Here is a 25,264-nt window from a genome sequence, read left to right on the forward strand (position 1 = left end):
TTATTCTTCCTGTTGATTCATGCGATAGGTGTTGATGGCGTTGAGTAATATTTGCTGCAGCTCTTTGGCTTTTTCTACATCAGAGTCGTCTTTTGCAGCCAGGTAGTCGTTAACCTCAGCCAAATCCAGTTCAAAGTGATGCGCTAGTGCGTGGCTATAAGCGTAATCATAAATGGCTCTTTCTGTGGTGTAATCATGGCGTAATGCCTCTTCACACCAGCCTCCCACTAATTGTCGTTCTAGCTTGCTCTGGAGAAACGGCTCTTCAGATAGTTCTTGTTGCAAGGATTGATAGATTGCTTTTTTGGTACGCTGCCAGCGACTTTGTTGCATCCAGCCAAGTTCTACCTTGGTCAGGCCTATGGGGCTATGATCATTGAGCTGCTCATAATTCTTTGCTTCTATCCGTGTAAAGCTTTGTCCTGCATCGGCCTCAAAGATCAGTGACTGAATCAGAGGCTTACCCTGCTTTATACCAAACCATTTTGCGATTCTAACGCCATCATTCTCCATCCAGCGAAAATAGTCCTGTGCCACACGAGGATCATAAAAGCGAAAGAAAAACCACTGGTCTTGTTCGTCTTTTAGTTTGATAAATTTTTTGCAGTGACGGGCGACTGTATTTAAGTCGGCATAACTATGCAGGAAGATTCCGCAGTGTTTGCCCCAATAGCGTATAAAGACATCACGATGGAAGCTCGGAATATCGCCCTCTTCTAACTGCTGTTGCGACAGAGTCAGGTTGATAAGGTAAGGTGCATAATCTTTGAGGTCTTTTCGCGCCTCGCCGCCAAGCAAACATAGCACCCCCAAGTCTTCGGCTTTGGCCAAACTGAAAACGCCCTCAAGCGCAGATACCTGGGCGGCATCGAGCAATAAATAAGTCTTTAGTTGATGGTTTGGCGATTGGTGGATAGTTGATTCATCGCCTGACGAAACTGTGAATAAAGTGTCTTTTAAGAGAGGACCAATCCAAGGCCTGTCCCAGCTAGGAGCCTTGGATTCTTCTACTGCTATTGGGCTTAACGCTTGAGTTTCAATGCTCAACATTGCTGTCTGATTATCACTATCCTGTGAAACAGCAGTATTACTTATGTCATTGATTAAATAGGTAGAACATCCTTGTTTCATAAAATCCTTTAGCTGGGTAGGCTTAACAAAAACAAGGCGCATTCTATAGATTTAAGGGATATCAGGTAAGACAAAGATGTAGCAAATAGTCCGCATTGCGAACTGATTCGCATATTTTTAGATATATCTTAGAATTGACGGCTTGTAAGCAATAAATATCAGAAAGCTGGCGAGCCAAGGCCCGCCAAAGATCTAGTACCCCGCCGCTTCGGCATTCGGTCTGCGCGGGTCGGCTGAACCGTAGATGTAATCTTCTACCTGAATGGATTGGGTGCTGCCCATAGTGCTGGAGTCATATAACTCATAACCCTTTGCTTTCAACAAGTCTCGCGTATCAGGATTAATCGCGGGCTCAACGAACAAACGGTCAGGCAGCCATTGATGATGGAAGCGTGCGGTATGAGTTGCTTCAGCGACGTTCATTTCATGATCAACGACGTTGACCACCATTTGTAAAACTGTGGTGATAATGCGGCTACCACCAGGACTCCCGGTAACCAGCTTTACTTTGCCATCCTTGAAGACCATGGTCGGCGTCATGGAGCTTAGTGGACGCTTTTGCGGTTCGATTGCATTGGCTTCACCACCAATTAAGCCATAGGCATTAGGTGTGCCTGGTTTTGCAGAAAAGTCATCCATTTCGTTGTTAAGCAATATTCCGGTGCCAGCGGCCACAATTCCTGAGCCGTATGAGAAGTTCAAAGTGTAGGTATTGGATACTGCATTGCCCCATTGATCCACCACCGAGAAGTGCGTGGTGTCAGGGCTTTCATATTTTGGTTTAACACCCGCCTGAATCTCGCTGGATGGAGTGACCTTATCCATCTCGATAGTCTTTGCGAGTTGCTTGGCGTAGTTTTTGCTGGTCAGCCAGTCTAAAGGCACCTCATAAAAGTCTGTGTCTCCAAGGTGCTTGCTACGATCCGCATAAGCCCGCTTCATGCTTTCAGTCATGACATGAATTGTATTGGCAGAATTCACACCCATATCCTTAATCGGGAAATGCTCAAGAACATTGAGCATCTGAATCAGGTGCACACCACCCGAGCTAGACGGCGGCATGGTGACAATCTGATGGTCACGATAATCGCCGGTTAATGCCTTACGTACCACAGGCTTATAATTAGCCAGATCGTCTAACGTTATCAGGCCGCCATGCTTTTCCATATCGGCTGCGATGCGCTTGGCAATTTCGCCTTCATAGAAAGCTTTTGACCCGTGTTTTTGAAGTTGCTTTAACGACCAGGCCAGGTCAGGTTGTTTAAAAATTTCGCCTGCTTGATACGTCGAGCCATCCTCTTTATAAAAAGCCTTACGGGTCGCTTCATTAAGCATACGGCTACGTCGGCGCTCAAGGTTATTCGACAAGTCCCAGCTCACCTCGAAACCATTCTCCGCCAAATCAATCGCTGGCTGAATAATGTCTTTCCATTTCATTGTTCCGTACTGCTTTAAAGCTAGCTCCATGCCCGCAACGGTTCCTGGCACGCCTGACGACAAATGACTAAAACGCGCTTTTATTGGATTGACACTGCCATCAGCATTCAGAAACAGATTTCGGTGCGCCTTAGCTGGTGCCATTTCGCGGTAATCAATCGCTACGGTTTCGCCTTTCTCAGCCAGATGAACCAGCATAAAACCGCCACCACCCAGATTGCCTGCGCGTGGCAAAACCACGGCCAGGGCTAGCGACGTAGCCACCGCAGCATCTACCGCATTGCCGCCTTTCTTCAGAATATCGCGGCCAACTCGACTGGCGATATATTGTTGCGACACCACCATTCCTTTTTCCGCAACCACCGGATGATGAATACTCTGGTAATCAATAATCGCAGGGGCTTCTTTATGCTCAGAGCTGGCATAGGCAGCAAAGCTCACCATAAGCGTTAGTATTAAGCTGGATAAGGTATAGAACACTGGTCGAATAATAGTCATAACAAACGTTAAGTCATTCAAAGATGCGATCAGTGTAAACCATATCAATACAAAGTCGAAGGCTCAGTATGCGCGTTAAAGAAGATAGAGCACTATCGATAAATTCAAATCATACATTACGGTAGGGGCGACCCAATGTGGTCGCACTAGATCCTGAGTCAATTTCTGTCGTAGGTTGGGCCTTGGCCCACCGCAAACAAACCCAAGGAATGACGCCTGCCTATAGATAATAACCTCTTCCAGAGGTATGTCATTCCAAACTAGATTTGGAATCTGCTTTTTTTGCTCTTTAAAGTCACTGGATTCCGGATCAGGTCAGGAATGACGAGCATGATGTGCGGACAAGTCATGACTTGTCCTAGATCCTGAATAAATTTCAGGATGACAAGCCGTTGATGTCAATTCCAATAATCAAATATAGGGACAACTCTTCAATTACCCCGCAAAACTTTGCCCTATCCGCTGGTTCAAATATAAGATGGGTTAGGTCTGGGCCGTAACCCATCAATCAAACAACCGATGGGTTACGCTCAAAGAGCTAACCCATCCTATGAATATAAAAACATCCCTCTTTGTTTGATTCATATCAAGGGCTTTGCCGGAAGCTAGCCATAGAATGAGCTCATTGCCCGACTATGCAGAGTAATATGCAGAACGAAATGCACACTGCTTTGCATAAGTGCTATGGAGAACATAACCATGATGCCGCTTGACCATTTACGTTCACAGATCGACACCATAGATGAGCAGCTTTTAACGTTGCTGAAACAACGCTCTCAGGTGATTGACCAGCTCTCCGATCTGAAAGGCGAGCTTGGCCTGCCTTTACACTGCCCTGAACGCGAACGCCAAATCATCAACAATATCTGTTCGCGTAACCCGACGCTGTATCACCAGTTGGATCTGGTCTGTATTTTCCGCGCAGTTTTTAATGCCAGTTTAAATCTACAGCTTCTAAAAAATACCAAACAAGCAGGTTAACCCAACTCATGGAATTAGTATGTCCAGCGGGTAATTACCCGTCATTAGTCAAAGCCGTTGATCAAGGCGCTGATGCCGTTTATATCGGCTTCAAAAATGCCACCAATGCGCGTCATTTTTCAGGCCTGAACTTTAGCGAAAAACACCTGCACAAAGGCATCGAATACGCTCACCAAAACAACTGCAAAGTCTATTGCGCGATTAATACCTATCCTCGACAGGACGGCTGGCAAACATGGACTTCAAGTGTCGATATGGCGCTTGATATTGGTATCGATAGTCTCATTGTTGCTGACAGCGGCATCATGGATTACATCCGTTCCCGCTCGGATACGTTTCCGATTCACCTATCGGTTCAGGCTTCTGCGACTAACCTTGAAGCCCTCAATTTTTATCATCAGAATTTCGGCATCAAGCGTGCTGTTTTACCGCGTGTTTTATCATTGAAACAAGTCACTCAATTAGCGCAAAAGTCACCGGTAGAAATTGAAGTGTTTGGATTTGGCAGTCTGTGTATCATGGCTGAAGGTCGCTGCTACTTATCGTCTTACCTGACCGGCGAATCGCCCAACACGCAAGGCGTTTGCTCGCCCTCTTCCCACGTGCGCTGGGAAGAAAATGATGGCGTGCTTAAGAGTCGCTTAAATAACCTGCTGATTGACCAATTTGAGGAAGGCGAAAATGCCGGCTACCCGACTTTATGCAAAGGTCGTTTCGAAGTGGAAGGCAATATCGAATACGCGCTGGAAGAACCGACCAGCCTGAACACCATGGATATTTTACCGGAGCTGCATCAAGCAGGCGTCGTGGCGATAAAAATTGAGGGCAGACAACGCAGTCCTGCTTACATTGAAACGGTGGCCAACGTCTGGCGCAAAGTGATTGATGCTGAGCTAAAAAATTCAGCAGCGCCCACCGAACAGGACAAACAGAAACTCACCGCCTTATCAGAAGGTCGCCAAACCACTATTGGCGCTTACGAACGCAGCTGGCAATAACCACTATGAAAATATCACTCGCAGCAGTCCCCTATTTCTGGACCAAACCAGCCTATCAGGATTTTTACCAGCAGGTCGCCGACACCAATATTGATACCGTCTATCTAGGCGAAACCGTCTGCTCAAAACGTCGTAGCATGACGTTGCAAGACTGGATTGAGATTGGCAATTTATTAGCCAGCAAAGGGAAACAAGTAGTCCTTTCAACCATGACCCTGCTCGAAGCAGAGTCTGAATTAAACTACCTGAAAAAAATTGTCCAGCAAGCTGACTTCCTGATCGAAGCCAATGATATGTCCGCAATACAAGTAGCCAATCAAGCTGGCAGACCATTTGCTGCGGGAAATGCTATTAACATCTATAACAACCAATCCTTAAGCCTGTTCCATAAATTGGGCATGAGCCGCTGGAATATTCCGGTGGAACTTGGCCAGGAAGATCTGAAACCAGTCATACCAAAAGCACAGCAACTGGGTGTCGAACTCGAATATCAGGTCTATGGCCGTATGCCACTGGCCTATTCTGCTAGATGCTTTACCGCCCGCCATCATGACCTGCCTAAAGACCGCTGCCAGTTTAAATGCAAAGATGATGTCGAAGGGATTCCGGTTGCCACCCGCGAAGGCGATAGCTTTGCACAAATCAACGGCATTCAGACTCAATCCGGCAAACTCAGCAATCTACTTAATCACTGGCAGAAGCTACAGGCAGCCGGCATCGACTATGCGCGAATAGTCCCAGTAGCGCCGGAAGCGACTTTAGAGGTTATTCAAGCGCTGACTCAAGCCATTAACAGTAACCAGCCGACTGTCGACTTCACCGACCACACACGCGAATACTGCAACGGCTACTGGTTTCAGATGGCAGGCCTGGAAATGATCGCCTGATAGTGCTGCAATAGAATCAGCACCAGTTTTGGAATAGCCTCAGGGTCTAGCGTATCCAGCGTATTTTTAACATGGTGCGCCAACTCTGTGTCGCCGCCAATGGTTAACTTTCGCTGGAAAAACAAGGTATCCGGATCAACCTTGTGCTGCACCATATCAATCGCATCAACCGTCATAACAGACAAATTAGCATTCGCCTCAGACGCCTGCCGCACAACCTCGCGACACACAAACTGACCATTGCGAAAACCAAGCGTCACAAACAAGCGCGCATCCCTGATTTCAACCTGCAACCACTTACCCGTCAGATAATCAAAATCACCATCCGCAACCTGCTCCTGCAACACACGATTTAGCACCGACTCAATCACCTTTCGATTAACCCGCTGCGGCACCCAACCCACGCAAGAACCCACATTATTCGGAGCCAGCAAAGAAGCGAATTTCGGCAATAAAGCCGACTTCAAATGATCAGCAAAAGGAAATTTCAGAACACCAGCAGACTCAGCCATAAACATTAATCAATTGTTGGAATTGACTCATTATAAGAATTGCACAGCAAATAAAGCATGACCTTGATCATGAGCACCCTCATTCGTCGGCTTAGCCTGGACACACCTTCTTTAAGAGAGCAATCAAATCCGAATGTAAGGTAGGGGCGACCCAATGTGGTCGCCCTTTTTGATCGCAGCGGTAACTATATACAATGGGTTAGCTCTCTGAGCGTAACCCATCAATTAAGAGCAGATTCCAAATCGAGTTTGGAATGACAAGCTTTTGTGATTTTGCACTATCCCCAAGGGATGTCATTTGACGCACAGGGATGTGGGGAATGTACCAAAGGTATTCCTTTTAGTCACAAGCAACTCCTGGAGAGTTGTCTGCCTGAACTGGATTCAGGCGACCGAAGGGAATCCCTTTAGGGAATCTGCTCTTTAGCTCTGCTCTTCCTTCTTTTAAAACCTAAACTCAAACCCGACATACACATTCCGACCATTAGCCGACAAGCGCTCGCCAACAGCTATCTCACTTCCAGCGGCGCGATTCACGCCACCGAGATGCTCCACATACTGCTTATCGAACAGGTTCTCGACACCAGCGCGCACCGTCAGGCCATTATCAAACATATAATCGGCCATCCAGTCCCACACCATATACCCTGCAGTTTCGGTTTCATTATTGATGCTCGACACCCGATCCTGATCGGCATAAACCTGCGCAGCAAACTGGGTTGAGAACTGCACGCCCTGATAGCCCCACACAAACCGGGTATTCAAGGGCGCAATACGATACAAGTTAACATCGCTGTCATCGCGCTCACCTCGCACATAACTCACCACCCCGGACATAAAGAAATCCGATGGCATGTCATAGCGCCAGTTGGCATCAAAGCCCCACAAGGTCGCATCAAGATTGGTGAACTGCAATGGCACCGGATCGCCCATCATCCCAGCCACCATAATCACACGCGGGTCTTCGCTTGGGTTCGCTTCGATATAATCCTTGACCTGCGAATAGAACACGCGCGGCGACACCTTGAATCCGCCCTGGCTATAATCAAAACCGGCATCAAGCTGATAAGCGGTTTCTGGATCAAGATTGATATCCCCAATATAGGTTTTACCATCCGCCAGACCGCCCGTAGACTGCATCGGAATCCACAGGTAACGCTGCTGATAACTGGCTGCATGTTGCTTAATGCCCGCGCTGTAATTCCAGATGAAGTTCTCGCTCAACACAGACTTGCCATGATAGGTCACATCATAAGTGGTCTCGTCAACGCTGCGATCCGCCTGGTTAAAGTCATTCTGCAAACCAGCAATCGCAGGACTCATCATCGCCATCGAATGCGCCACCTCGCCTGCATCGGCGCGGTTGTACTTGACCCGAACGCCAAAGGTATCGCTACCTGCTTCTGAACGCTGCCCCCACTGCACATAGGCGCTATGACGGTCGTCCGCAACCTGATTAAAATTAATCACGCTGAAAATCGCATTGTTCGGATTACTGATATCCACATCATGCTCAGACAGATAACCCTGCAGGCCATACACCCAGTCGCCAACCGTCAGTTGCAGCTTGTAGTCAGAGCTCTTCGCCGCAGCATAGGTATATCGCTGCGCAGTAGGATCAAGATTCTCGCGCTGGCTAAAGTTATCCATGCCATGCGTATTATCCGAAGCGCCAAACTGCCACTCCAGCACAGCACCCGCAAACTGATGCTGACCATCAAGACTCCACTGCTCGCCATCCACATAATTAATATCCATCGGCAATGCAGGCGTTCCCGAGAAGCCCGTGTCAGTCTTGCCGTAACGCACTCCAATGCGGCTGTTACCAAACTCATAAGCCATATCCAGCCCTGACTGTTTTTTGTCGTAAGCGGTCGTGATGATGTCACGGCCCAGCGCATCTTCAGCATTATTGGCACTCTGGTCGCTGATAAAGGCATAGACGCCGAAATCATGGGCGCTGACATTGATATCCCCGGCATAGGTCTTGCCGTCATTAATCCCCGAATACCAGCTGCTCAAAGAACCCTCAACCGACAGATCCTCAGACGTGCGCGCCCGCTTCAGATGTACATCCACCGCACCGCCCAGCGTATCGATTCCCGCCGTCACCGGCGCAATCCCGCGATAAACCGTCATCGCCTCAACCGTCATCGGCACGGCATAGGTCAAAGGCGCATCCATCGCATTCGGCCCAGCACCAACCGCCGTACGACCATTCAAACTGACACCCACCCGATCACCAAACATCCCGCGATACTGCGCAATCCCCGTCACCGGGCCATTCTTATTCACATTCGCCCCAGGCACCGTCTTCAACCACTGCGCCACATCCGACTCAACCGGATCCGCATCCGCCACCGACAAATCATCAGAAGAAGCACGCGATGCACTAATGGTAATCACATCAATATGCTCATCCTCAGACGAACCATCTTCAGCCAACGCAACCCCAGATCCACATAACAAACAGCCAGACACAGCGAAAGCCACCGCGCTCACACGAAAAGAATCAAAAGAAAAGAAAGTCATAACGCCCTCAGAAAAGAATCAAATCGGCGCTAATTGTATAGATATGAAAGGAAAAAACACTGCGACAAATTGTCGCAGGAGAAGAGTTATTAGGATGAAATACTTTGGCTTTCGTAATAGTCGGATGAAGATTGAATCCACTCATTAAGCGAATTCATTGTCTTCTCAAAGAGTTCTTTGTCCCTGGTAGCACATTCCCATATGACCGCAATGCGCCAACCCTCTAGTTGAAGCTTAAAATTAACTTTTCTATCTCGCTCCACATTTTTACTAAGCTTCGGCCACCAGTATTCTCTTCGTGTCTTAGGCATTGAAGCATATTTACATCCACTGTGCCTATGCCAAAAACAACCGTGAACAAATATAGCTACACCTTGTTTTCTAAGAACTATGTCTGGCTTGGTACCTTTAACCTTATCTTTAAGAATGTACCTGTAACCTAGATGATATATTGCCTTTCTAACTTTTATCTCCGGTTTAGTATCAAATGATCTGATCCTAGACATCATTTCGGAGCGACTAAGCTTTCCGGACTTTGAACTCATGCTTTACCTTGAGTGATTATCAAATATAAATACACTACTCCTATTGCATAAATTGAACAAATAGCAACCAGCCAATAAGGTCTAAACATCCTCTGATCTAATTACATATTCCTAAATATTCTCTTTGTACAAAATGAAGGTTAGGATAGACTTAAGTATATTAATTGTTTAAATATCCTTACATTTTAGTAATCAGACTATATTGGATTGAAAGTTATGTTTTATAATAATCAAGAAAATGAACTAAAAGAGAAGTATAAAAACTTATTAATTGCACTTGGCTCGCTATCAAAGTTATATTCTTCCAGCATAAAGCCATACCTTCATTACAGAGGACATGAAGGGGTATTCAATTATTCTTTCAAAGCCGTAGATCACTCCAGAAGTGATATATCCTTCGATTCGTCAAAAAACTCAATTGCGCTTGGACTAAAAACCTTTCTACACAATAATGGAAGTACTTTCCAGAAAATTGCTGAGTTTAATACAGTAGATAGTCAAATCAGACAATTTGGTAGCAACCATAAAAAGCTAATCAAATATATATCTGAACAAAGAAACAAACGACTAGAACAGTCACTTGCCATCACGGGCTGTGAGCACATGCTTTATCACTTGCTAACTAGGAGTGATAATGAAATGCACGTCTCTGAGGTTGAAATGACTCCAATAACCTTGAAGAAAATAAAGGGGGTAATTAAGAAAAACAATATTATCCATTTTAGAGATAATTTTTATGAGTATAAATTTTCTCTTTCAAAAAATACTCTTTTCAAAAAATTTGATCTTAGTAATCAAATTGTAGACTCTTTTGAAGTGCGCATAATTGATAACCCTTACGACGTATTAAATGATCTTATCCAACAAGATATATCAACAGATGAAAGTCTAAACGGAGAATTTATTATATTACCTTTATATAATGCTAGAAATGAGGAAGTGTCAAAGGGTACAGGACTTAATAAATGGAACGCTGCGGGACGAAAAAGACATAAAGATGAAGTCTCTATATCAATACCAAGATGGATACATACAACCTTCCCCGATTTCTTTTCATATAACCCAAACAATAATCAGCCATTCAATTTAAAACTACCCAACGGCCTGATATTACCTGCGAAGGTTTGTGAGCAAGGAGGGAAAGCCTTGCAATCTAATCCAAACAGAGCTTTGGGGAACTGGTTATTAAGAGATGTTTTAAAAGTTCCTGCAGGAAAGCTGGTAACACTGAAAATGTTAAGAGAAGCTAATATTGACTCTGTAATGTTAACCAAGGTAGATAAGGACTCTCATCAATACGAGATTGATTTTTTAAAATGTGGTTCCTATCAAGAGTTTTATGATAATAACCAATAAATGAACTTAGATTAAGTTCCATTATAACTTAAGAAAATATTATTTAAACTTAACAAAATTGTATAACTCGTAATTGTAGATATAAGAAGTTGAACCACTAATTTCTTTATCTAAAACAACCTTTAACTTAGTTTGGACTCAATGACAGCTTAAATCACTTCTAAAAAGGAGCTTTGCCTTATAATCATAGTAAAATTAATTTTTGCTTACGTTCGTATTATTTCTGTATATATATTTGGCAAGTAGCTAAAGTGGCGATTCTGATAAATCGCATCCAGCCTAGTTAGCTTCATAGCAGATCTAAACTGCCTGGTAGGCATACCCTGCACTTCTTCTGAAAGTGTTAGGCACTCCCCTAGCTCAAATAAATAATATAACTTTTCGCTATTTGATGCTTTTCCTGCTTGCTCTTTGGTGATATCACAACGCTGTTTTATATCGACGCTCCTAACTTTCCACACTCTTTTTATTGTGCGTGTACTTTGCCCAGGACTAATAGTACCAATAGCTAAATAAGCAACTTCTTTAACCACATGGTTTCCCAACTGCCCTTCGAATACATTTTTGGGAATGTGGTACCAACGAGCAGTACCATCTTCATATTGTTGCTTGTACTCTTTGGAGCGGCCGGGCCCTAAAGCTAGGGTTAGAACTAAGTCAGGATATAGCACCTGCTTCATTCCATAACTTGGTATTCGCATTGAATCTTGAACATATAAAGTATCGGAGTGCTGGTAAGCATCATAGTCCATCGGCTTGCCAATTTGATTAATTAGGAACTCAGCGAGCCATTTTGAACCATCACCGTTTGCTGAGGGCAATAGCGGAAAGGCACCAATACCAATTTCTTTTATGGCTTCTTTGTACGGGTTTTCAGTTTGACCGTTAGCAACGCACCCTGGATAGAGTGCAAACGCGCCACAAACTGGGCGACTCTTTTGTGCTGAATTATCTTTGTTAATATGTATTAACGCATCCCGATAACGATGCATCTGGTTGATGGCATCTTCTGGCACTAACTGATCAGCAAAAGCATCTTCATCATAATCAACCAATCCATCATCACTTTCTCTATCAGGTTTAATACGATACTTCGCATCAAACAGCCAAATAAACTGACGCCCATCAGGAAACGTTACTTCCAACAAAATATCCGGCTTTTGCGGAACCTGCCAAGTTCTGATTGGCTTTGTATTTACTTTAAAGACTGGCTCATGAGCCAATCTAACTTCGATGCTATCATCACGCACAAACTCAAAAGCTCCACCAAGCCCATCCTTTAAATCATATTCAAAGTCTTTAAGCTGTAATTGAGCTTTACGCTTTGCAGATTCTTCAAAACCTAACTCATCAACTAATATTCGTCTTAACTCCAGAAAGCACCAGACTTCGTATATTTCAGCAACGGACTTAATCGAAACTGATGACTGCCCTGCAAATGCATCGAGATAAAACTTAAGCTCCTGCCACACGCGATAGACAGTGCTGTAGCCAGTTTTTTGTTGTAATACCAAAGACTCTTTAGTCAAACCTGAAAAGTCGTCAACATCACTTAAAAAAGACTGACTTTGAATTTTTTTTAGGGGCAAGCTCCATGCTTTTAATGTTTCTAGAAAAGCATCCGATATAACCGGCTGATCGCTTTTTAAGTTATTCAAAGTTAACTTAGAGTAGAAATCATCTAATCGATTCTTGGTAGTTTTAACCACCATCTTAATGAAACGGTTTTCTGGCGTATCAACAGAAAGCTGCTTCCTGTTTTGTTGATACCGCTTTTGGTACAAACCTTGCGCATGGTCTTGCTTAATCTGCTCAACAATCTTGTGGCTTAGTCTACCCTTAAGCCTATCAGCCTTAACCTTATGAGAAATCGTCTGTAATCGACTATGAGGTACATTAGTGATGACTTTTAGGCCAGCCATCATTTTTTCACGTAGCTCTTCAAAGTACGCCAGCCATAGCAGTGGAAAATACCCTCGACCTTCTCCCTTGCTTACATTCTGCTGTGTCTTATTGGCCAAACTGAAACGCCACAGAGGATAATTACTATCGATTGCACGATACATCCCTTCAAGGTCGGTATGTAGATCCATTTTTACGGGAAGCACTTCAAATGAAACTGTTTGCTTATATGACTGACCATTTACCTCATAGCAAAAAGGTAGTCCAAAACAGCCAAGATCATTCCCTGTATTGATTGTTCCGGTAAGGACATGGATATTATTGCGGTTTGAAAATCTAAAGGAGTTATTAATGGCTTTAAGTTTATGGATTAACTTAGCCTGATCAACCTTATTCTTAAAAACCCACTCAAATTGATACTGGCAATTTTCAAAAAATAATGCTTGAGGAAGAGGAATGGAATTTAAGCTTTCATCGTCATTAATATTTAAGTCGTTATCAATTACTGACAGGCTCTTAACCTGGACAGATTGCTCTAGTTTTAAGGTAGATGTAGGAATAACGTCCATTCCACGACGGGCCAGAGTATTATTTAAGGCTCTTTGCCGCCTAATGATATCACTACACCAAACGGTCAGTTCCCAGTCCTTCGTTTCTAGCCTAATTAAATCTGGCATGAATGATAACGCCCTGAACTTATGGCCAGAAACTTGTAAATGTATCTCTTTCTAACCTAGCCTGCATCCAATCAAGTTTGGCTTTACTTCGACATGGAATCCGAATCACCTTGTCATCACCCTCAGTTTTCTCTCTATACAAATCAGGGCGTGCATTTTGTGAATCCTTTTCCTCATCCCAGATTAGACCAAGCATATCCTTATCAGCTAGGCACTGACTCAAAACCTGCAACAAAGACTTACCATCTTCTTTTGATGATAACTTGTCTACGTCGCCTTCTATTCGAGGCAACAATTTACACATTACAAAGTCGTCCCAAACCGCCAACAACTCCCGATCTGTTTTGGGGCTGTTTGCAATAACGCTCAGCAAAATCTCATTCAGTGCACGATAGGCAAGCTTAAAAGGAGTCCCGTCAAGCTTTTCATTGATAGCTTCCATAAACTTGATAGTTCGTTGCCCATCAGGGTCACAAGTATTTGCCAGTGAATCTCTATCAGCATGAGACCAGATTGGGTAGGTCAAAGCCTTTGGGGAACTAGCCTGCTCAAAGAACTCTGAAAAAATATTGGGGAAAAATTCACCAAAATCGAAGCTCAAGGCGCGGTCAATCACCTTTCGCGAGAAACCATGCGTGGTTTCATCCATGTTGACAGTACCGGCAACGATAAGATTAAACGGTATTCCAATGCCATATTTAGAAAAAAGGTCCCAGGCATCATCATAGTCAGTTTTTTCAAAACCAAGCGTCTTACGCAAAGTTACCTGATCCTTAATCTGGTTTATAGTTGAAGACTTCAAAAGAGAATCGCTAGAATAAGTAAAGGCTATATCCTCCCACCCCCACTTAATAGTTTCCAAGACGGAAAGATAGTCTGCAAAGTACTGCTCTACAGGTGCAAGGTTCATTTCATCTAAACAAAGCCAAAAAGGAGATATGTCTTTTAGTTCGTCATGCTCTCCCGCAACAACTAAGGTGTCACCATGACCATCAATAAACTCTACTTTTAATTCTAAACCAGCATCCAAGATTACTCGCCAAGCTTTTGCAATAAACTTTAAAACATCCGTCGTTATATATTCTGCTTTTCCATTTAAACGGGATATATAGCCAAGGAGATCACTTGGTTCATGCCAATCAGGTCGAACTGAGGTAAGGCAATAGCTATCTTTTAATGAACCAGTTGCCTTAGCCTGCTCACGAACAAATCGAGTTTTTCCAGTGCCTGATATGCCGGCAAGGAGAAGAAAAGGTTTAAAAACAAATGATTTGGGTAATTGTTTAGAATTTAAATAGTTAGGAGATGATTTAGCTTTAGTTTTGTTCAGGATTGTCCCTAGTAGTTTGCTAGTTCCTAAACTTGTAATATCTGGATTATCTCTTTTAAACCTTTCAATTCCCTTTGCGAGACAACCGGTCCAGTTTAAATCTTTAAATAACTCAATAGAATTACCCATCAAAGAATTTTGAGCTAAGTACTCAACAAAACCCAAACCTAAGGTTTCATCTAACTCATATAGACCAGCTTGATTAGGCACCCCTTTGGTAATGCAACCTATGTTATCCATAAACTGAGGAAAAAAATACAAGTCCATTTTTGTTATAACACTTTTTAAAGGGTAGCACTTTAAAGTAATATTTTTTTTTGCAACATTCGTATTTAACAATTTTCCAATTGCATACCATCCATTTGTAAATTCTTTATATTCTTCACCAAATTTATTAAAGTATTTTTTTTTCTTACCTGCATCACCCCCCATGTGAATAAAGACTAAGTCACCTTCTTTTGCATCCTCTAAATTTGTTGGGATATTATTTAGCTCTGCCTCTATATTTTTCCCTTTAATAAATGAGTCCATTAAATCTGCAAACTTGGAACCATCTTCAACTGTTGGGCAACTAAGCTTTACATAATAGTACTTCAACATACTTTCACCATTGTTAAGCTTAAAATTTTCTTTAAACCACTGCAGTAAACTATTTTTTTGATCAGCATAAAGATCGTTACAAACATAATAAACTGCTCCCTCAAACTCTACATTTATAGTATTTAGAATATAGTATCTTGGTCGACTTGTACCAGCATTTCTTTGAGTTAGGTCGTCTACATCAGGAAGAACCTTTGTAAGCAAGGAATAGTTTAACCCAAACAAACGACTACACTCTTGCTTACTAGTCAGGATAGATATATGACTACTTTTCCATAAGCCCCTTTCATTTATTATCGAAAGTATATTTCTTACTAATTCACCGACTTGTAATTCTGAGTTCAAATCACTTCCTTATTTTATTCATCACTCTAAGCATTTCATTTGCCAACCGTTCTATCACCGGGACTGTTACAGAGTTTCCAAACTGTTTGTAAAGGTGGCTATTCGCTATATGAGGGAGCTTAAAATCTTCGGGAAAACCTTGTATTCTGGAACACTCTTTCGGTGTCAATTTTCTTATTCGACCATTATCGTCAAGAATTAATGGAACATTATGACCACCGGTTCCCATATTAGCAGTCAAAGTAGGACATACATTATTCTTATTTTCCCTAACGTAAACCCTTCTCCATTGATAAACGGTATCTTTTCTTGTCATTTGCTCTTTTAATTGTTTATAACATGCAAACCTTTCATAAAAGTAATGCTCACTTACTTGCTTATCCAACAAGTCCCTAACTGACTTACTTAGTCGTATTGGCTCAGGCCAACTGAACTCTGAAGTCCTTGTCGCCCCCTTATTATTCTGCCAATTAGCTTCATCCTTAAAGCCAATGATATAAATTCTCTCCCTGTTTTGAGGCACATCACCAAAATCCATCGAGTTCAGTACATTAGATATAACTGAATAACCTGATTCGTGCAGATACTCAACTATTACCTTGAAAGTATTTCCTCCATCATGACCCTGTAGATTTTTTACATTTTCAAGTAAAAAAGCTTCCGGTTTCTTTGTTTTTATAATGTCATGAATTTTGAAAAATAAATTACCACGACCTTTTTTGTCTGAAAAGCCTTCTCTATAACCTGCTACCGAGAAGGCCTGGCATGGAAATCCCCCTAATAAAATATCATGTTTGGGTATATTTTCTGATGGTACAGTCGTTATATCCCCAAAAGGGTGTTCACCAAAATTTTCTTTATATGTATTCTGAGCTGCCTTCTCAAACTCTGAAGAAAATACACAAGCCCCCCCATATTTTTGAAAACCGAGCCTTATTCCACCGATGCCAGCAAATAAATCTATAAAGGTGAAATTTGGTTTGCTCTGGGGTTTTAAGGACAGATTCTCAAAAGCAATGTTATAAAACAGGTCACTACTTTCAAAGTAATTTGCATTTTCGAGGATTTTACAAACTAAGTTCTTTACGCTCTGAGGCTTATAGTTAGAGTTATCGCAATAGAAATCAGTATTAGTAGCAAGTGCATGTATCCACTGATCTACTACTGCCTCAGCATCAGAGCCTTCCGGAGTGTGCCTTTCTGCTTCCTTTAGAAGCAACCCTTTGATTTCTATTAGTATATTTTTAACTGCGACATTCATTGTTGTATTCAATATAGTTGAAAAGGTTAACCTCTAGTAAGGCAAGTCTATCAACTTCATGACGAGATAGAAAGTTGCCTGTAGCTTAAGTATATATTGAGTTTATCGTTCTTGGCGAAAACTCTGATAATAAGCATTCTACTGAGCTACGCGACATAATTTGTCTTTAAAGCTTATTTACAAAAACTAATTTGGAAGAAGTAGGTAGATATATTCCAGGCATAAAAAAAGACGCTAGTTAGCGTCTTTTTAAGATATGGCGGAGAGGGTGGGATTTGAACCCACGGTGGGCTACAAACCCACGCCGGTTTTCAAGACCGGTACATTCAGCCGCTCTGTCACCTCTCCGAATTGCGCGAAATAATACCGTATGAGGTTTCCTTATGGAAGCCTTTTTAGCAAAAAAATCGCTGTTTTTTCTGTTATTTTTCATAACCGGTTAGTTTTGATTACTATTTAATCTAAACTATCTCTATATTTGGTTATGAATTGGTCGGAGCGAGAGGATTTGAACCTCCGACCCCTTGCACCCCATGCAAGTGCGCTACCAAGCTGCGCCACGCTCCGACTAGCATTTTCATTTGGCAATAAAAAATGCGGTGCCAATAGTACCGCATTTTCCTGATATTGCAATGATTTGTTGTTGCTTATTCTCAGCTGGGGTTAGGCGGCTAAGAATTGTTTGAGTTTTTCGAGTTCTTCGATTAACTCATCGATTTGCGCTTTGTTGACTGGAGCTTCTTCGCCGTTGCTTTCGCTCAGGCATTGTCTTGCTCCGCCTATCGTGTAGCCGTGTTCATACAGTAGCGAACGTATTTGACGTACGATAAGCACGTCGTCGCGTTGGTAGTAGCGACGGTTACCACGACGCACCGGATCAAGTTGGTCGAACTCTTGTTCCCAGTATCTTAGGACATGTGGTTTTACTGCGCAAAGGTCGCTGACTTCCCCAATAGTAAAGTAGCGTTTGCCGGGAATAGCCGGCAATTCGTTATTGTTGCTCGGTTCCAACATAGTCGGCGACTTTTCCTCTTAATTTTTGTCCAGGCTTGAAGGTCACTACGCGTCGCGCGCTGATTGGAACTTCTTCTCCGGTTTTAGGGTTACGTCCAGGCCGTTGTGCCTTGTCCCTGAGTTCAAAGTTTCCGAAGCCGGAAAGTTTGACGTTATATCCATCTTCCAGGGCATCACGGATCTGCTCGAAAAACGCTTCTACGATTTCTTTAGACTCACGTTTGTTGAGCCCTAGCTCTTCATACAAACGTTCTGCCATATCAGCTTTGGTCAGTGCCATAATATATCCCCTTTGATTCCAGTCGAAGCCGTTAGTTTCTTAACGCCGCTCCATATTGCTCAGCAAGTCCTGACACGACCTTTTCGACCACAGCGTTGATTTCTGCGTCTTCTAGCGTCTTGTCCGGATGACGGAGTGTCATGGCCAATGCAATACTTTTCTTGCCTGGTTCCAAGTGCTCACCCTTGTATATATCAAAAATATGGGCATCTGTCAGTAAATTCCCACCATTTTTTACAATAAAATCAAGTAATTCGCCACCATTCACAGAATCTTCTACAACTAGCGCAAGGTCGCGTCGAATCGATGGGAACTTGGATAATGGCTTAAATTCAGGCAATTGACGCTCAGAGAGCGGCGCAAGGTCCATCTGGAACACGTATGCGTCCATATCGAGGTCGATTTCCTGCTGCACCTGCGGGTGGATTTTGCCGATATAGCCGACGGCGTGGCCATCGACCGAAATCTCGGCGGCCTGGCCCGGATGCAGGATGTCCATGTGCAGGGTTTCGAAGTCGTATGACTTGTTAGTGGCTTGCAATAAGGCTTCTACGTCGCCTTTCAGGTCGTAGAAATCAACCTTCTCACCATCGGTGTTCCAGCTTTCTTTGTTGCGCAGGCCGCAGACCAGACCGGCGATGGTCGGGATCTGCTGCAAGGTATCGCCTGAGTTGATGAAGCGTAAACCCAGCTCGAAGATACGGATACGGCTTTGCTGGCGGTTGATGTTGAATTTCGCGGTTTGCACCAGACCTGGCAATAAGTTGGTGCGCATCACTGCCATTTCGCTGGAAATCGGGTTCATCAGCGGTAATGGCTCAATGCCCGGGTGCAGTTGCAGTTGGAATTCTGGTTCTACGAAGCTGTAGGTAATGACTTCCTGATAGCCGCGCTTGACCAACACATCGCGCATGTCGTTTTTCCAGACGCGGTTTTCCGGCTGGTCGAACATCGCCATTTCGGCCTGTGGTTTGCGGCTTGGTAGCTTGTTGTAGCCATAAACGCGCACCAGCTCTTCAATCAGACTTTCTTCGTTGTCGATGTCGAAACGGAAGCTTGGCACTACAACGTCCCAACCGTCGGCATTAGCGGTTAGCTTCAGGCCAAGACGGGTCAGAATGTCTTCAACCTGGTCATCGGCGAATGGGAAGCCGACCACGCGTTCGATGCGCTGGCGACGCAAACGCAGGTGGCGCTTAGTTGGCATGGCGTCGTGATCAACTGCTTCGATGATGTCACCCGGCTGACCGCCGACGATTTCAAGTAGAAGCTCGGTAGCGCGCTCCATGGCGGTGCGTTGCAATTCAAAGTCGACGCCACGCTCGTAGCGATGCGATGCGTCAGTGTGCAGGCCGTATTGGCGCGCACGTCCGGCAATCGCGATGGGATCGAAATAAGCACTTTCAAGGAAGATGTTATCGGTTTCGCTATTGATGCCTGAATGCTCGCCGCCCATTACGCCAGCAATGGCCAATGGTTTGTTATGGTCTGCAATCAATAAGGTATCGTCAGTCAGTTCGACTTCCTGGCCATCGAGCAGAGTGAGCTTTTCGCCCTGCTTGGCCATGCGAACGTCAATGCCGCCTTCGATTTGCTTTAAGTCGAATGCGTGCATCGGATGACCCAATTCAAGCAACACGAAATTCGTCACGTCGACCACAGGATCTATCGCACGAACGCCAGAGCGTTCGATGTATTTAACCATCCAGTCAGGCGTTTTGGCCTGTGGGTTGATGCCTTTGATGATGCGGCCCAGGTAACGCGGGCAAGCCTGCGGCGCAGAAAGCTTCACCGGTAAGGTATCGCTAACTTCTGGCGTTAAAGCTTTAGGTTGATGTTCTGTGACGGCGGTTTGCGTTAATACGCCCACTTCGCGCGCGATGCCACGAATACCTAAACAGTCGCCGCGGTTAGGCGTCAGGTCAACTTCAATGACATGGTCATTAAGTTCAAAGTAATCTTTTATGTCCTGGCCTAGCGGAGCCTGGCTGTCCAGCTCAACAATGCCGTCGCCATCTTCGCCGATTTCAAGTTCGGTGGATGAACACAACATGCCGTGCGAGGCTACGCCGCGCAGCTTGGCTTTTTTGATTTTAAAGTCGCCGGGTAACACAGCGCCAATCATGGCGACTGCGACTTTAATGCCAGCGCGCGCGTTTGGCGCACCGCAGATAATTTGTAGGTCTTCGTCGCTGGCTGAGCCGACGGATACTGTACAGACGCGCAGTTTGTCCGCGTCTGGATGTTGCTCGGCTGCAACGATTTCGCCGACCACAACGCCCGAGAATTTGTTGCCCAGGTATTCAAAGCCATCCACTTCCAGGCCAGCCATTGTTAATTTTTCTACTAATTCTTGGGTAGAAATTTCAGGGTTTACCCACTCTCGTAACCACTTTTCACTGAATTTCATAATGCTTTACCTAGTTTGCTACTCTTTGTAGCTTTGCTTATTCGCTTATATATTCGTCACTCCCGCGAAGGCGGGAGTCTATTCTTTTAAAGAGCTATTATGGATTCCCACCTACGTGGGAATGACATAAATCTGAGCCCGTGCAATCAATTAAACTGTTTAAGAAAATTCAAATCATTTTCGAAGAACAACCGCAGGTCATTGACGCCGTAACGCAACATGGTCAGGCGCTCGACGCCCATACCGAATGCGAAGCCGGTGTATTTTTCGCTATCGATTCCGACAGCTTCCAGCACTTTCGGATGGACCATGCCGCAACCGAGAATTTCCAACCAGCCTGTGTGGCTACACACACGGCAACCGTCGCCATTACACATCACACACTGGATATCGACTTCGGCCGATGGCTCTGTGAATGGGAAGTAGGACGGGCGGAATCTAACAGCTAAATCTTTCTCGAAGAAATGCTTCAGAAACTCGTCCAGGATGCCTTTTAGATCGACGAAAGTGGTACTTTCATCAATTAATAAGCCTTCGACCTGATGGAACATTGGAGTGTGCGTTAAATCTGAGTCACAGCGATAAACGCGACCCGGCGCAATAATTCTAAAGGGTGGTTTTTGCTCTTCCATCACGCGAATTTGCACCGGCGAAGTATGAGTGCGCAATAAACGCTCGGCATCGATATAGAAAGTATCGTGCATGGCGCGTGCTGGGTGATGCTCAGGAATATTCAGCGCGGTGAAGTTATGGAAGTTATCTTCCACTTCAGGACCTTCTTCGACCGAGAAGCCCATCTGCGCGAAATAGGATTCGATTCTGTGTAAGGTGCGATTAACCGGGTGGACACCGCCGTCTTGGTTGTTACGACCTGGCAATGTGACATCAATCGTTTCACCGGCTAATTTCTTAGCAATCTCGGCGTCTTTAATTGCTTTTTGTTTTGCTTCGATAATCGCGAAAACTTCTTTTTTCGCTTCGTTTACACGGGCACCAAATTTTGGTTTTTCTTCCGGTGGAAGCTTTGCCATTTGCTGCATTTGAGCTGTTATAAGGCCTTTTTTGCCGACAAAGCGTGCTTTTACCTGCTCTAGATCCGGTAAGCTTTGGACTGCTGAAATCTCTTGTTCAGCCTGCGAAATAATCTCTTGTAAACTGGAGTCTTGTTGACTCGTACCCTGTGTATCGACCATGAGAATTCTCGTTGTTAAATTCGTATCTATTCAAAATGCAAAAAAAAAGGAAGAGCATCTCTGCCCTTCCTTTTTACTTCAATCGCTTGTCGCCCGAGGGCGACTAAAATACTCTTCTCGTTAAAGAACAGTTATCAGCTTATTAAGCTTCAAGGACAGATTTAGCTTGGTCTGCAAAAGCAGCAAAAGCTACTTTATCAAAAACCGCTAATTCTGCTAGCATTTTACGATCAACTTCAATGTTTGATTTCTTCAAACCATTGATAAAACGGCTATAAGACAAACCGTGAACACGAGCTTCAGCATTGATACGCGCAATCCATAAAGCACGGAATTGACGTTTACGCTGACGACGGTCACGATATGCATATTGACCCGCTTTGATAACAGCTTGTTTGGCTACGCGGTATACACGACTACGTGCACCATAATAACCTTTAGCTTGCTTTAATATTTTCTTGTGACGCGCATGGGCAGTCACACCACGTTTTACTCTTGGCATCTCTTAATCCTCACCTTAACCGTTTGGCAACATACGATCGATTGAACGTGTGTCTGCAGCATCAACCAATTTAGCGTGACGCAAATGACGCTTACGCTTCGTTGATTTCTTGGTCAGGATGTGACGCAAGTGTGACTGTTTGTGCTTGTAGCGGCCTGAAGCTGTTTTCTTGAAACGCTTCGATGCACCGCGGTCAGTTTTCATCTTTGGCATATTAAAATACTCGCATTGTTACCCGCCATGGCCATTGCTTTAAATTGTGCAATCGTTTGAGCGCATGACTAGTTACTAAAACGGACAGCTCAGTGGTTACACCGTGCTGCCCAACCTATGAAAAGTGTAAGTGCTCTTGCGAGACTCGTCTTACTTACCTTTTCTTTTTGGGTCCAATCACCATCGTCATTTGACGACCTTCCATTGATGGACGATGTTCAACAGCTCCATATTCTTCCAGGTCTTTTTCGACACGCTTCAATAACTCCATTCCGAGTTCTTGGTGCGCCATCTCACGACCGCGGAAGCGAACTGTTACTTTCGCCTTGTCCCCGTCTTCCAGGAAACGTATCAGGTTGCGTAGTTTTACCTGATAATCCCCTATGTCCGTCCCTGGGCGAAACTTAATTTCCTTCACGTGAGTTACTTTTTGTTTTTTCTTAGCAGCTGCTTTCGCTTTTTTCTGCTCAAAAAGGAACTTACCGAAGTCCATCACTTTACAAACTGGAGGATCCGCATCTGGCGAAACTTCCACTAAGTCCTGGCTAGCTTCTTTAGCCTGAGCCAAGGCTTCTTTGATATCTACTACGCCTACGTTTTCACCGGTGGCGTCTATCAGGCGAACTTCTTTCACCCGGATGTCTTCGTTTATGCGCTGTCTATCGGAGCGCTTATCACCTTTTCTGATGGTAATTTTCCTCTTTAATTAGTGCCTAGTCAGCCTTTCTGGCTCGCTTCGTAACTTCTGCTTCTAGCAACTCAGCAAAGGCTTCAATACTCATGCTACCTAAGTCTTCCCCATCACGAGTACGGACCGCAACATGGTTATTTTCGACTTCTCTATCACCGACCACTAACAAGAATGGCACGCGTGCTAGAGTCTGCTCGCGAATTTTAAAGCCGATCTTCTCATTTCTCAAGTCCGAATTCACTCTAAAACCTTTATTTTTCAAGGATTCGACCACTTTTTGGCAAAAATCGGCCTGTTTGTCGGTAATATTCATGACAACAGCCTGAGTTGGCGCCAACCAAGCAGGGAATTTTCCAGCGAATTCTTCGATCAAAATACCGATAAATCGTTCAAGTGACCCCAAAATAGCTCGGTGCAACATCACCGGAGTTTCGCGCTCGCCACTTTCCGCCACATATTCGGCGTCTAAGCGACCCGGCATTGAGAAGTCAACCTGAATAGTACCACATTGCCAGTGACGCTCGAGACAATCTTTTAGCGTAAATTCAAGTTTGGGGCCATAGAAGGCACCTTCGCCTGGCTGGTATTCAAATTGGATGCTGTTGGCTTTCAACGCATCGGCCAGTGCGGCTTCAGCTTTGTCCCACTCCTGGTCAGTACCAACCCGTTGTTCTGGGCGAGTGGAAAGCTTGACGATTACGTCGGTAAAACCAAAGTCGGCGTAAACGTCGTAGAGCATTGCGATGAACTTGGACACTTCTTCCTGAATCTGATCTTCAGTACAGAAAATGTGTGCATCATCCTGCACAAAGTTGCGCAGACGCATGATACCGTGCAAAGCACCCGATGGTTCATTACGGTGGCAAGAGCCGAACTCTGCCATGCGCAATGGTAGGTCACGGTAACTTTTCAGGCCAACGTTGAAGATTTGTACGTGGCATGGGCAGTTCATTGGCTTAATCGCATAATCACGCTCATCAGACTTGAGCGTAAACATGTCGTCGCCAAACTTGTCCCAGTGGCCCGATTTTTCCCACAAACTGCGGTCAACCATCTGTGGCGTTTTAACTTCTTGGTAGTCGTGTTCTTTCAAGCGCTCACGAATGTATTGCTCTAGCGTTTTATAAATGGTCCAGCCTTTGTCGTGCCAAAAAATCATGCCCGGCGCTTCTTCCTGGATATGGAACAAGTCGAGTGCTTTCGCAATTTTACGGTGGTCGCGCTTTTCCGCTTCTTCGAGGCGGTGCAAATAGGCCTTCAGGTCTTTCTTATTAGTCCAGGCTGTTCCGTAGATACGTTGCAGCATGGCGTTGTTCGAGTCGCCACGCCAATAGGCGCCAGCAACCTTCATCAATTTGAATGCTTTCAGTTTAGAAGTCGAAGGCACGTGTGGGCCACGACACAAGTCGATGAAATCACCCTGACGATACAGGGATAAGGTTTCGTTCTGTGGGATTGATTCGATGATCTCAGCTTTGTACTCTTCGCCCATATTACGGAAGAAAGCCACAGCCTCATCACGGCCCATTTCTGTGCGCTCGACCTGTAAGTTTTCTTTGGTGATTTTTTCCATCTCTTTTTCGATGGCGCGCAAGTCGTCTTCAGAAAACGGCTTTTCAGTCGCAAAATCATAGTAAAAGCCATTATCAATTACTGGCCCGATGGTGACCTGAACATTATCAAACAAACGCTGAACCGCTTGCGCTAATAAGTGGGCGGTCGAGTGACGAATCACTTCCAGACCGTCTTCGTCACGCTCGGTGATAATAGCAAGAGCCGCATCGTTTTCGATAACAAAGCTGGTGTCTACCATGTGACCATCCACTTTGCCAGCTAACGCTGCTTTTGCTAATCCAGGGCCTATGTCGTTTGCAACGTCATAAACTGAAACTGCGTGGTCGAACTCACGCTTACTTCCATCAGGTAATGTAATTACAGGCATTGTTACTCTCTCTTTTGAATATAGCCC

Annotated in this window: 20 protein-coding genes and 2 tRNA genes; 4 read left to right on the plus strand and 18 right to left on the minus strand. The window is 44.4% G+C overall.

The window, feature by feature from the left end; genetic code table 11:
- Positions 1–1,131 (minus strand): DUF4123 domain-containing protein, encoded by a 1,131-nt coding sequence (locus KKOR_RS08505; RefSeq protein WP_015780714.1) that lies wholly within the window; start codon positions 1,129–1,131, stop codon positions 1–3.
- Between the two features lie 192 nt (positions 1,132–1,323).
- Entirely contained in the window at positions 1,324–3,066 is a 1,743-nt protein-coding gene (gene ggt / locus KKOR_RS08510; RefSeq protein WP_015780715.1) for a gamma-glutamyltransferase, read from the minus strand.
- A gap of 684 nt (positions 3,067–3,750) precedes the next feature.
- On the opposite strand from ggt, the gene KKOR_RS08515 reads away from it, so the two are divergent.
- Genes KKOR_RS08515 through KKOR_RS08525 form a run of 3 tightly spaced genes read left to right on the plus strand, consistent with a single transcriptional unit; the run spans position 3,751 to position 5,932 of the window.
- Positions 3,751–4,047 (plus strand): chorismate mutase, encoded by a 297-nt coding sequence (locus KKOR_RS08515; RefSeq protein WP_228638568.1) that lies wholly within the window; start codon positions 3,751–3,753, stop codon positions 4,045–4,047.
- A gap of 8 nt (positions 4,048–4,055) precedes the next feature.
- Complete coding sequence (ubiU, locus tag KKOR_RS08520; RefSeq protein ID WP_015780717.1) at positions 4,056–5,045, plus strand: ubiquinone anaerobic biosynthesis protein UbiU; 990 nt, start codon at positions 4,056–4,058, stop codon at positions 5,043–5,045.
- 5 nt (positions 5,046–5,050) lie between these two features.
- Positions 5,051–5,932 (plus strand): U32 family peptidase, encoded by an 882-nt coding sequence (locus KKOR_RS08525; protein ID WP_015780718.1) that lies wholly within the window; start codon positions 5,051–5,053, stop codon positions 5,930–5,932.
- Here KKOR_RS08525 and ubiT read toward each other — a convergent pair.
- The 3 genes from ubiT to KKOR_RS08540 form a co-directional block, all read right to left on the minus strand.
- Positions 5,902–6,444: a ubiquinone anaerobic biosynthesis accessory factor UbiT gene (gene ubiT, locus KKOR_RS08530; RefSeq protein ID WP_228638571.1), complete on the minus strand. Its 543-nt coding sequence runs from the start codon at positions 6,442–6,444 to the stop codon at positions 5,902–5,904. The two genes, KKOR_RS08525 and ubiT, sit on opposite strands and share 31 nt — an antisense overlap.
- Positions 6,445–6,888: 444 nt before the next feature.
- Positions 6,889–8,889, minus strand: coding sequence for a TonB-dependent receptor domain-containing protein (locus KKOR_RS08535; RefSeq protein WP_228638575.1), 2,001 nt, complete (start codon positions 8,887–8,889; stop codon positions 6,889–6,891).
- Between the two features lie 176 nt (positions 8,890–9,065).
- Positions 9,066–9,521 (minus strand): very short patch repair endonuclease, encoded by a 456-nt coding sequence (locus KKOR_RS08540; RefSeq protein ID WP_015780721.1) that lies wholly within the window; start codon positions 9,519–9,521, stop codon positions 9,066–9,068.
- Between the two features lie 216 nt (positions 9,522–9,737).
- Here KKOR_RS08540 and KKOR_RS08545 point away from each other — a divergent pair, with 216 nt between their 5' ends.
- Positions 9,738–10,877: a phospholipase D-like domain-containing protein gene (locus tag KKOR_RS08545; protein WP_015780722.1), complete on the plus strand. Its 1,140-nt coding sequence runs from the start codon at positions 9,738–9,740 to the stop codon at positions 10,875–10,877.
- 206 nt (positions 10,878–11,083) lie between these two features.
- On the opposite strand, the gene KKOR_RS08550 is transcribed toward KKOR_RS08545, so the two are convergent.
- The 13 genes from KKOR_RS08550 to thrS all read right to left on the minus strand — a co-directional run bounded on the left by KKOR_RS08550 (position 11,084) and on the right by thrS (position 25,237).
- Positions 11,084–13,456 carry a DUF2357 domain-containing protein gene (locus KKOR_RS08550; protein ID WP_015780723.1) on the minus strand — a complete coding sequence of 791 codons (2,373 nt, stop codon included), beginning with the start codon at positions 13,454–13,456 and terminating at the stop codon, positions 11,084–11,086.
- A 19-nt stretch (positions 13,457–13,475) separates the two neighbouring features.
- Complete coding sequence (locus KKOR_RS13605) at positions 13,476–15,731, minus strand: McrB family protein (protein WP_015780724.1); 2,256 nt, start codon at positions 15,729–15,731, stop codon at positions 13,476–13,478.
- A 1-nt stretch (position 15,732) separates the two neighbouring features.
- The gene (gene dcm / locus KKOR_RS08560; protein ID WP_015780725.1) at positions 15,733–16,992 is read right to left on the minus strand and encodes a DNA cytosine methyltransferase; all 1,260 of its coding nucleotides are present in this window, start codon (positions 16,990–16,992) and stop codon (positions 15,733–15,735) included.
- 257 nt (positions 16,993–17,249) lie between these two features.
- Positions 17,250–17,340: transfer RNA gene (locus KKOR_RS08565), tRNA-Ser, on the minus strand.
- A 142-nt stretch (positions 17,341–17,482) separates the two neighbouring features.
- Positions 17,483–17,559 (minus strand) — tRNA-Pro (locus KKOR_RS08570).
- 96 nt (positions 17,560–17,655) lie between these two features.
- Complete coding sequence (locus KKOR_RS08575; protein ID WP_015780726.1) at positions 17,656–18,006, minus strand: MerR family transcriptional regulator; 351 nt, start codon at positions 18,004–18,006, stop codon at positions 17,656–17,658.
- Positions 17,984–18,286 carry an integration host factor subunit alpha gene (locus tag KKOR_RS08580; protein WP_015780727.1) on the minus strand — a complete coding sequence of 101 codons (303 nt, stop codon included), beginning with the start codon at positions 18,284–18,286 and terminating at the stop codon, positions 17,984–17,986. The genes KKOR_RS08575 and KKOR_RS08580 overlap by 23 nt, the downstream gene beginning before the upstream one ends.
- Before the next feature lie 31 nt (positions 18,287–18,317).
- On the minus strand, positions 18,318–20,696 hold the full coding sequence (pheT, locus tag KKOR_RS08585; protein WP_015780728.1) for a phenylalanine--tRNA ligase subunit beta: 2,379 nt from the start codon (positions 20,694–20,696) through the stop codon (positions 18,318–18,320).
- A gap of 146 nt (positions 20,697–20,842) precedes the next feature.
- The gene (gene pheS, locus KKOR_RS08590; protein WP_015780729.1) at positions 20,843–21,889 is read right to left on the minus strand and encodes a phenylalanine--tRNA ligase subunit alpha; all 1,047 of its coding nucleotides are present in this window, start codon (positions 21,887–21,889) and stop codon (positions 20,843–20,845) included.
- 142 nt (positions 21,890–22,031) lie between these two features.
- Positions 22,032–22,391 (minus strand): 50S ribosomal protein L20, encoded by a 360-nt coding sequence (rplT, locus tag KKOR_RS08595; RefSeq protein ID WP_015780730.1) that lies wholly within the window; start codon positions 22,389–22,391, stop codon positions 22,032–22,034.
- A 15-nt stretch (positions 22,392–22,406) separates the two neighbouring features.
- Positions 22,407–22,604 carry a 50S ribosomal protein L35 gene (gene rpmI / locus KKOR_RS08600; RefSeq protein WP_015780731.1) on the minus strand — a complete coding sequence of 66 codons (198 nt, stop codon included), beginning with the start codon at positions 22,602–22,604 and terminating at the stop codon, positions 22,407–22,409.
- 154 nt (positions 22,605–22,758) lie between these two features.
- Positions 22,759–23,292: a translation initiation factor IF-3 gene (gene infC, locus KKOR_RS08605; protein WP_041296035.1), complete on the minus strand. Its 534-nt coding sequence runs from the start codon at positions 23,290–23,292 to the stop codon at positions 22,759–22,761.
- Between the two features lie 25 nt (positions 23,293–23,317).
- The gene (thrS, locus tag KKOR_RS08610) at positions 23,318–25,237 is read right to left on the minus strand and encodes a threonine--tRNA ligase (RefSeq protein ID WP_015780733.1); all 1,920 of its coding nucleotides are present in this window, start codon (positions 25,235–25,237) and stop codon (positions 23,318–23,320) included.
- Between the last annotated feature and the right edge of the window lie 27 nt (positions 25,238–25,264).

The sequence above is a fragment of the Kangiella koreensis DSM 16069 genome (assembly GCF_000024085.1).
Classification (GTDB): Bacteria; Pseudomonadota; Gammaproteobacteria; order Enterobacterales; family Kangiellaceae; genus Kangiella; species Kangiella koreensis.

Coding starts and splice junctions, on each gene's coding strand:
- KKOR_RS08505 (WP_015780714.1), bottom strand. CDS start 1,131: ATGAAACAAGGATGTTCTACCTATTTAATCAATGACATAAGTAATACT.
- ggt (WP_015780715.1), bottom strand. CDS start 3,066: ATGACTATTATTCGACCAGTGTTCTATACCTTATCCAGCTTAATACTA.
- KKOR_RS08515 (WP_228638568.1), top strand. CDS start 3,751: ATGGAGAACATAACCATGATGCCGCTTGACCATTTACGTTCACAGATC.
- ubiU (WP_015780717.1), top strand. CDS start 4,056: ATGGAATTAGTATGTCCAGCGGGTAATTACCCGTCATTAGTCAAAGCC.
- KKOR_RS08525 (WP_015780718.1), top strand. CDS start 5,051: ATGAAAATATCACTCGCAGCAGTCCCCTATTTCTGGACCAAACCAGCC.
- ubiT (WP_228638571.1), bottom strand. CDS start 6,444: ATGGCTGAGTCTGCTGGTGTTCTGAAATTTCCTTTTGCTGATCATTTG.
- KKOR_RS08540 (WP_015780721.1), bottom strand. CDS start 9,521: ATGAGTTCAAAGTCCGGAAAGCTTAGTCGCTCCGAAATGATGTCTAGG.
- KKOR_RS08545 (WP_015780722.1), top strand. CDS start 9,738: ATGTTTTATAATAATCAAGAAAATGAACTAAAAGAGAAGTATAAAAAC.
- KKOR_RS08550 (WP_015780723.1), bottom strand. CDS start 13,456: ATGCCAGATTTAATTAGGCTAGAAACGAAGGACTGGGAACTGACCGTT.
- dcm (WP_015780725.1), bottom strand. CDS start 16,992: ATGAATGTCGCAGTTAAAAATATACTAATAGAAATCAAAGGGTTGCTT.
- KKOR_RS08575 (WP_015780726.1), bottom strand. CDS start 18,006: ATGTTGGAACCGAGCAACAATAACGAATTGCCGGCTATTCCCGGCAAA.
- KKOR_RS08580 (WP_015780727.1), bottom strand. CDS start 18,286: ATGGCACTGACCAAAGCTGATATGGCAGAACGTTTGTATGAAGAGCTA.
- pheT (WP_015780728.1), bottom strand. CDS start 20,696: ATGAAATTCAGTGAAAAGTGGTTACGAGAGTGGGTAAACCCTGAAATT.
- pheS (WP_015780729.1), bottom strand. CDS start 21,889: ATGGTCGATACACAGGGTACGAGTCAACAAGACTCCAGTTTACAAGAG.
- rplT (WP_015780730.1), bottom strand. CDS start 22,391: ATGCCAAGAGTAAAACGTGGTGTGACTGCCCATGCGCGTCACAAGAAA.
- rpmI (WP_015780731.1), bottom strand. CDS start 22,604: ATGCCAAAGATGAAAACTGACCGCGGTGCATCGAAGCGTTTCAAGAAA.
- thrS (WP_015780733.1), bottom strand. CDS start 25,237: ATGCCTGTAATTACATTACCTGATGGAAGTAAGCGTGAGTTCGACCAC.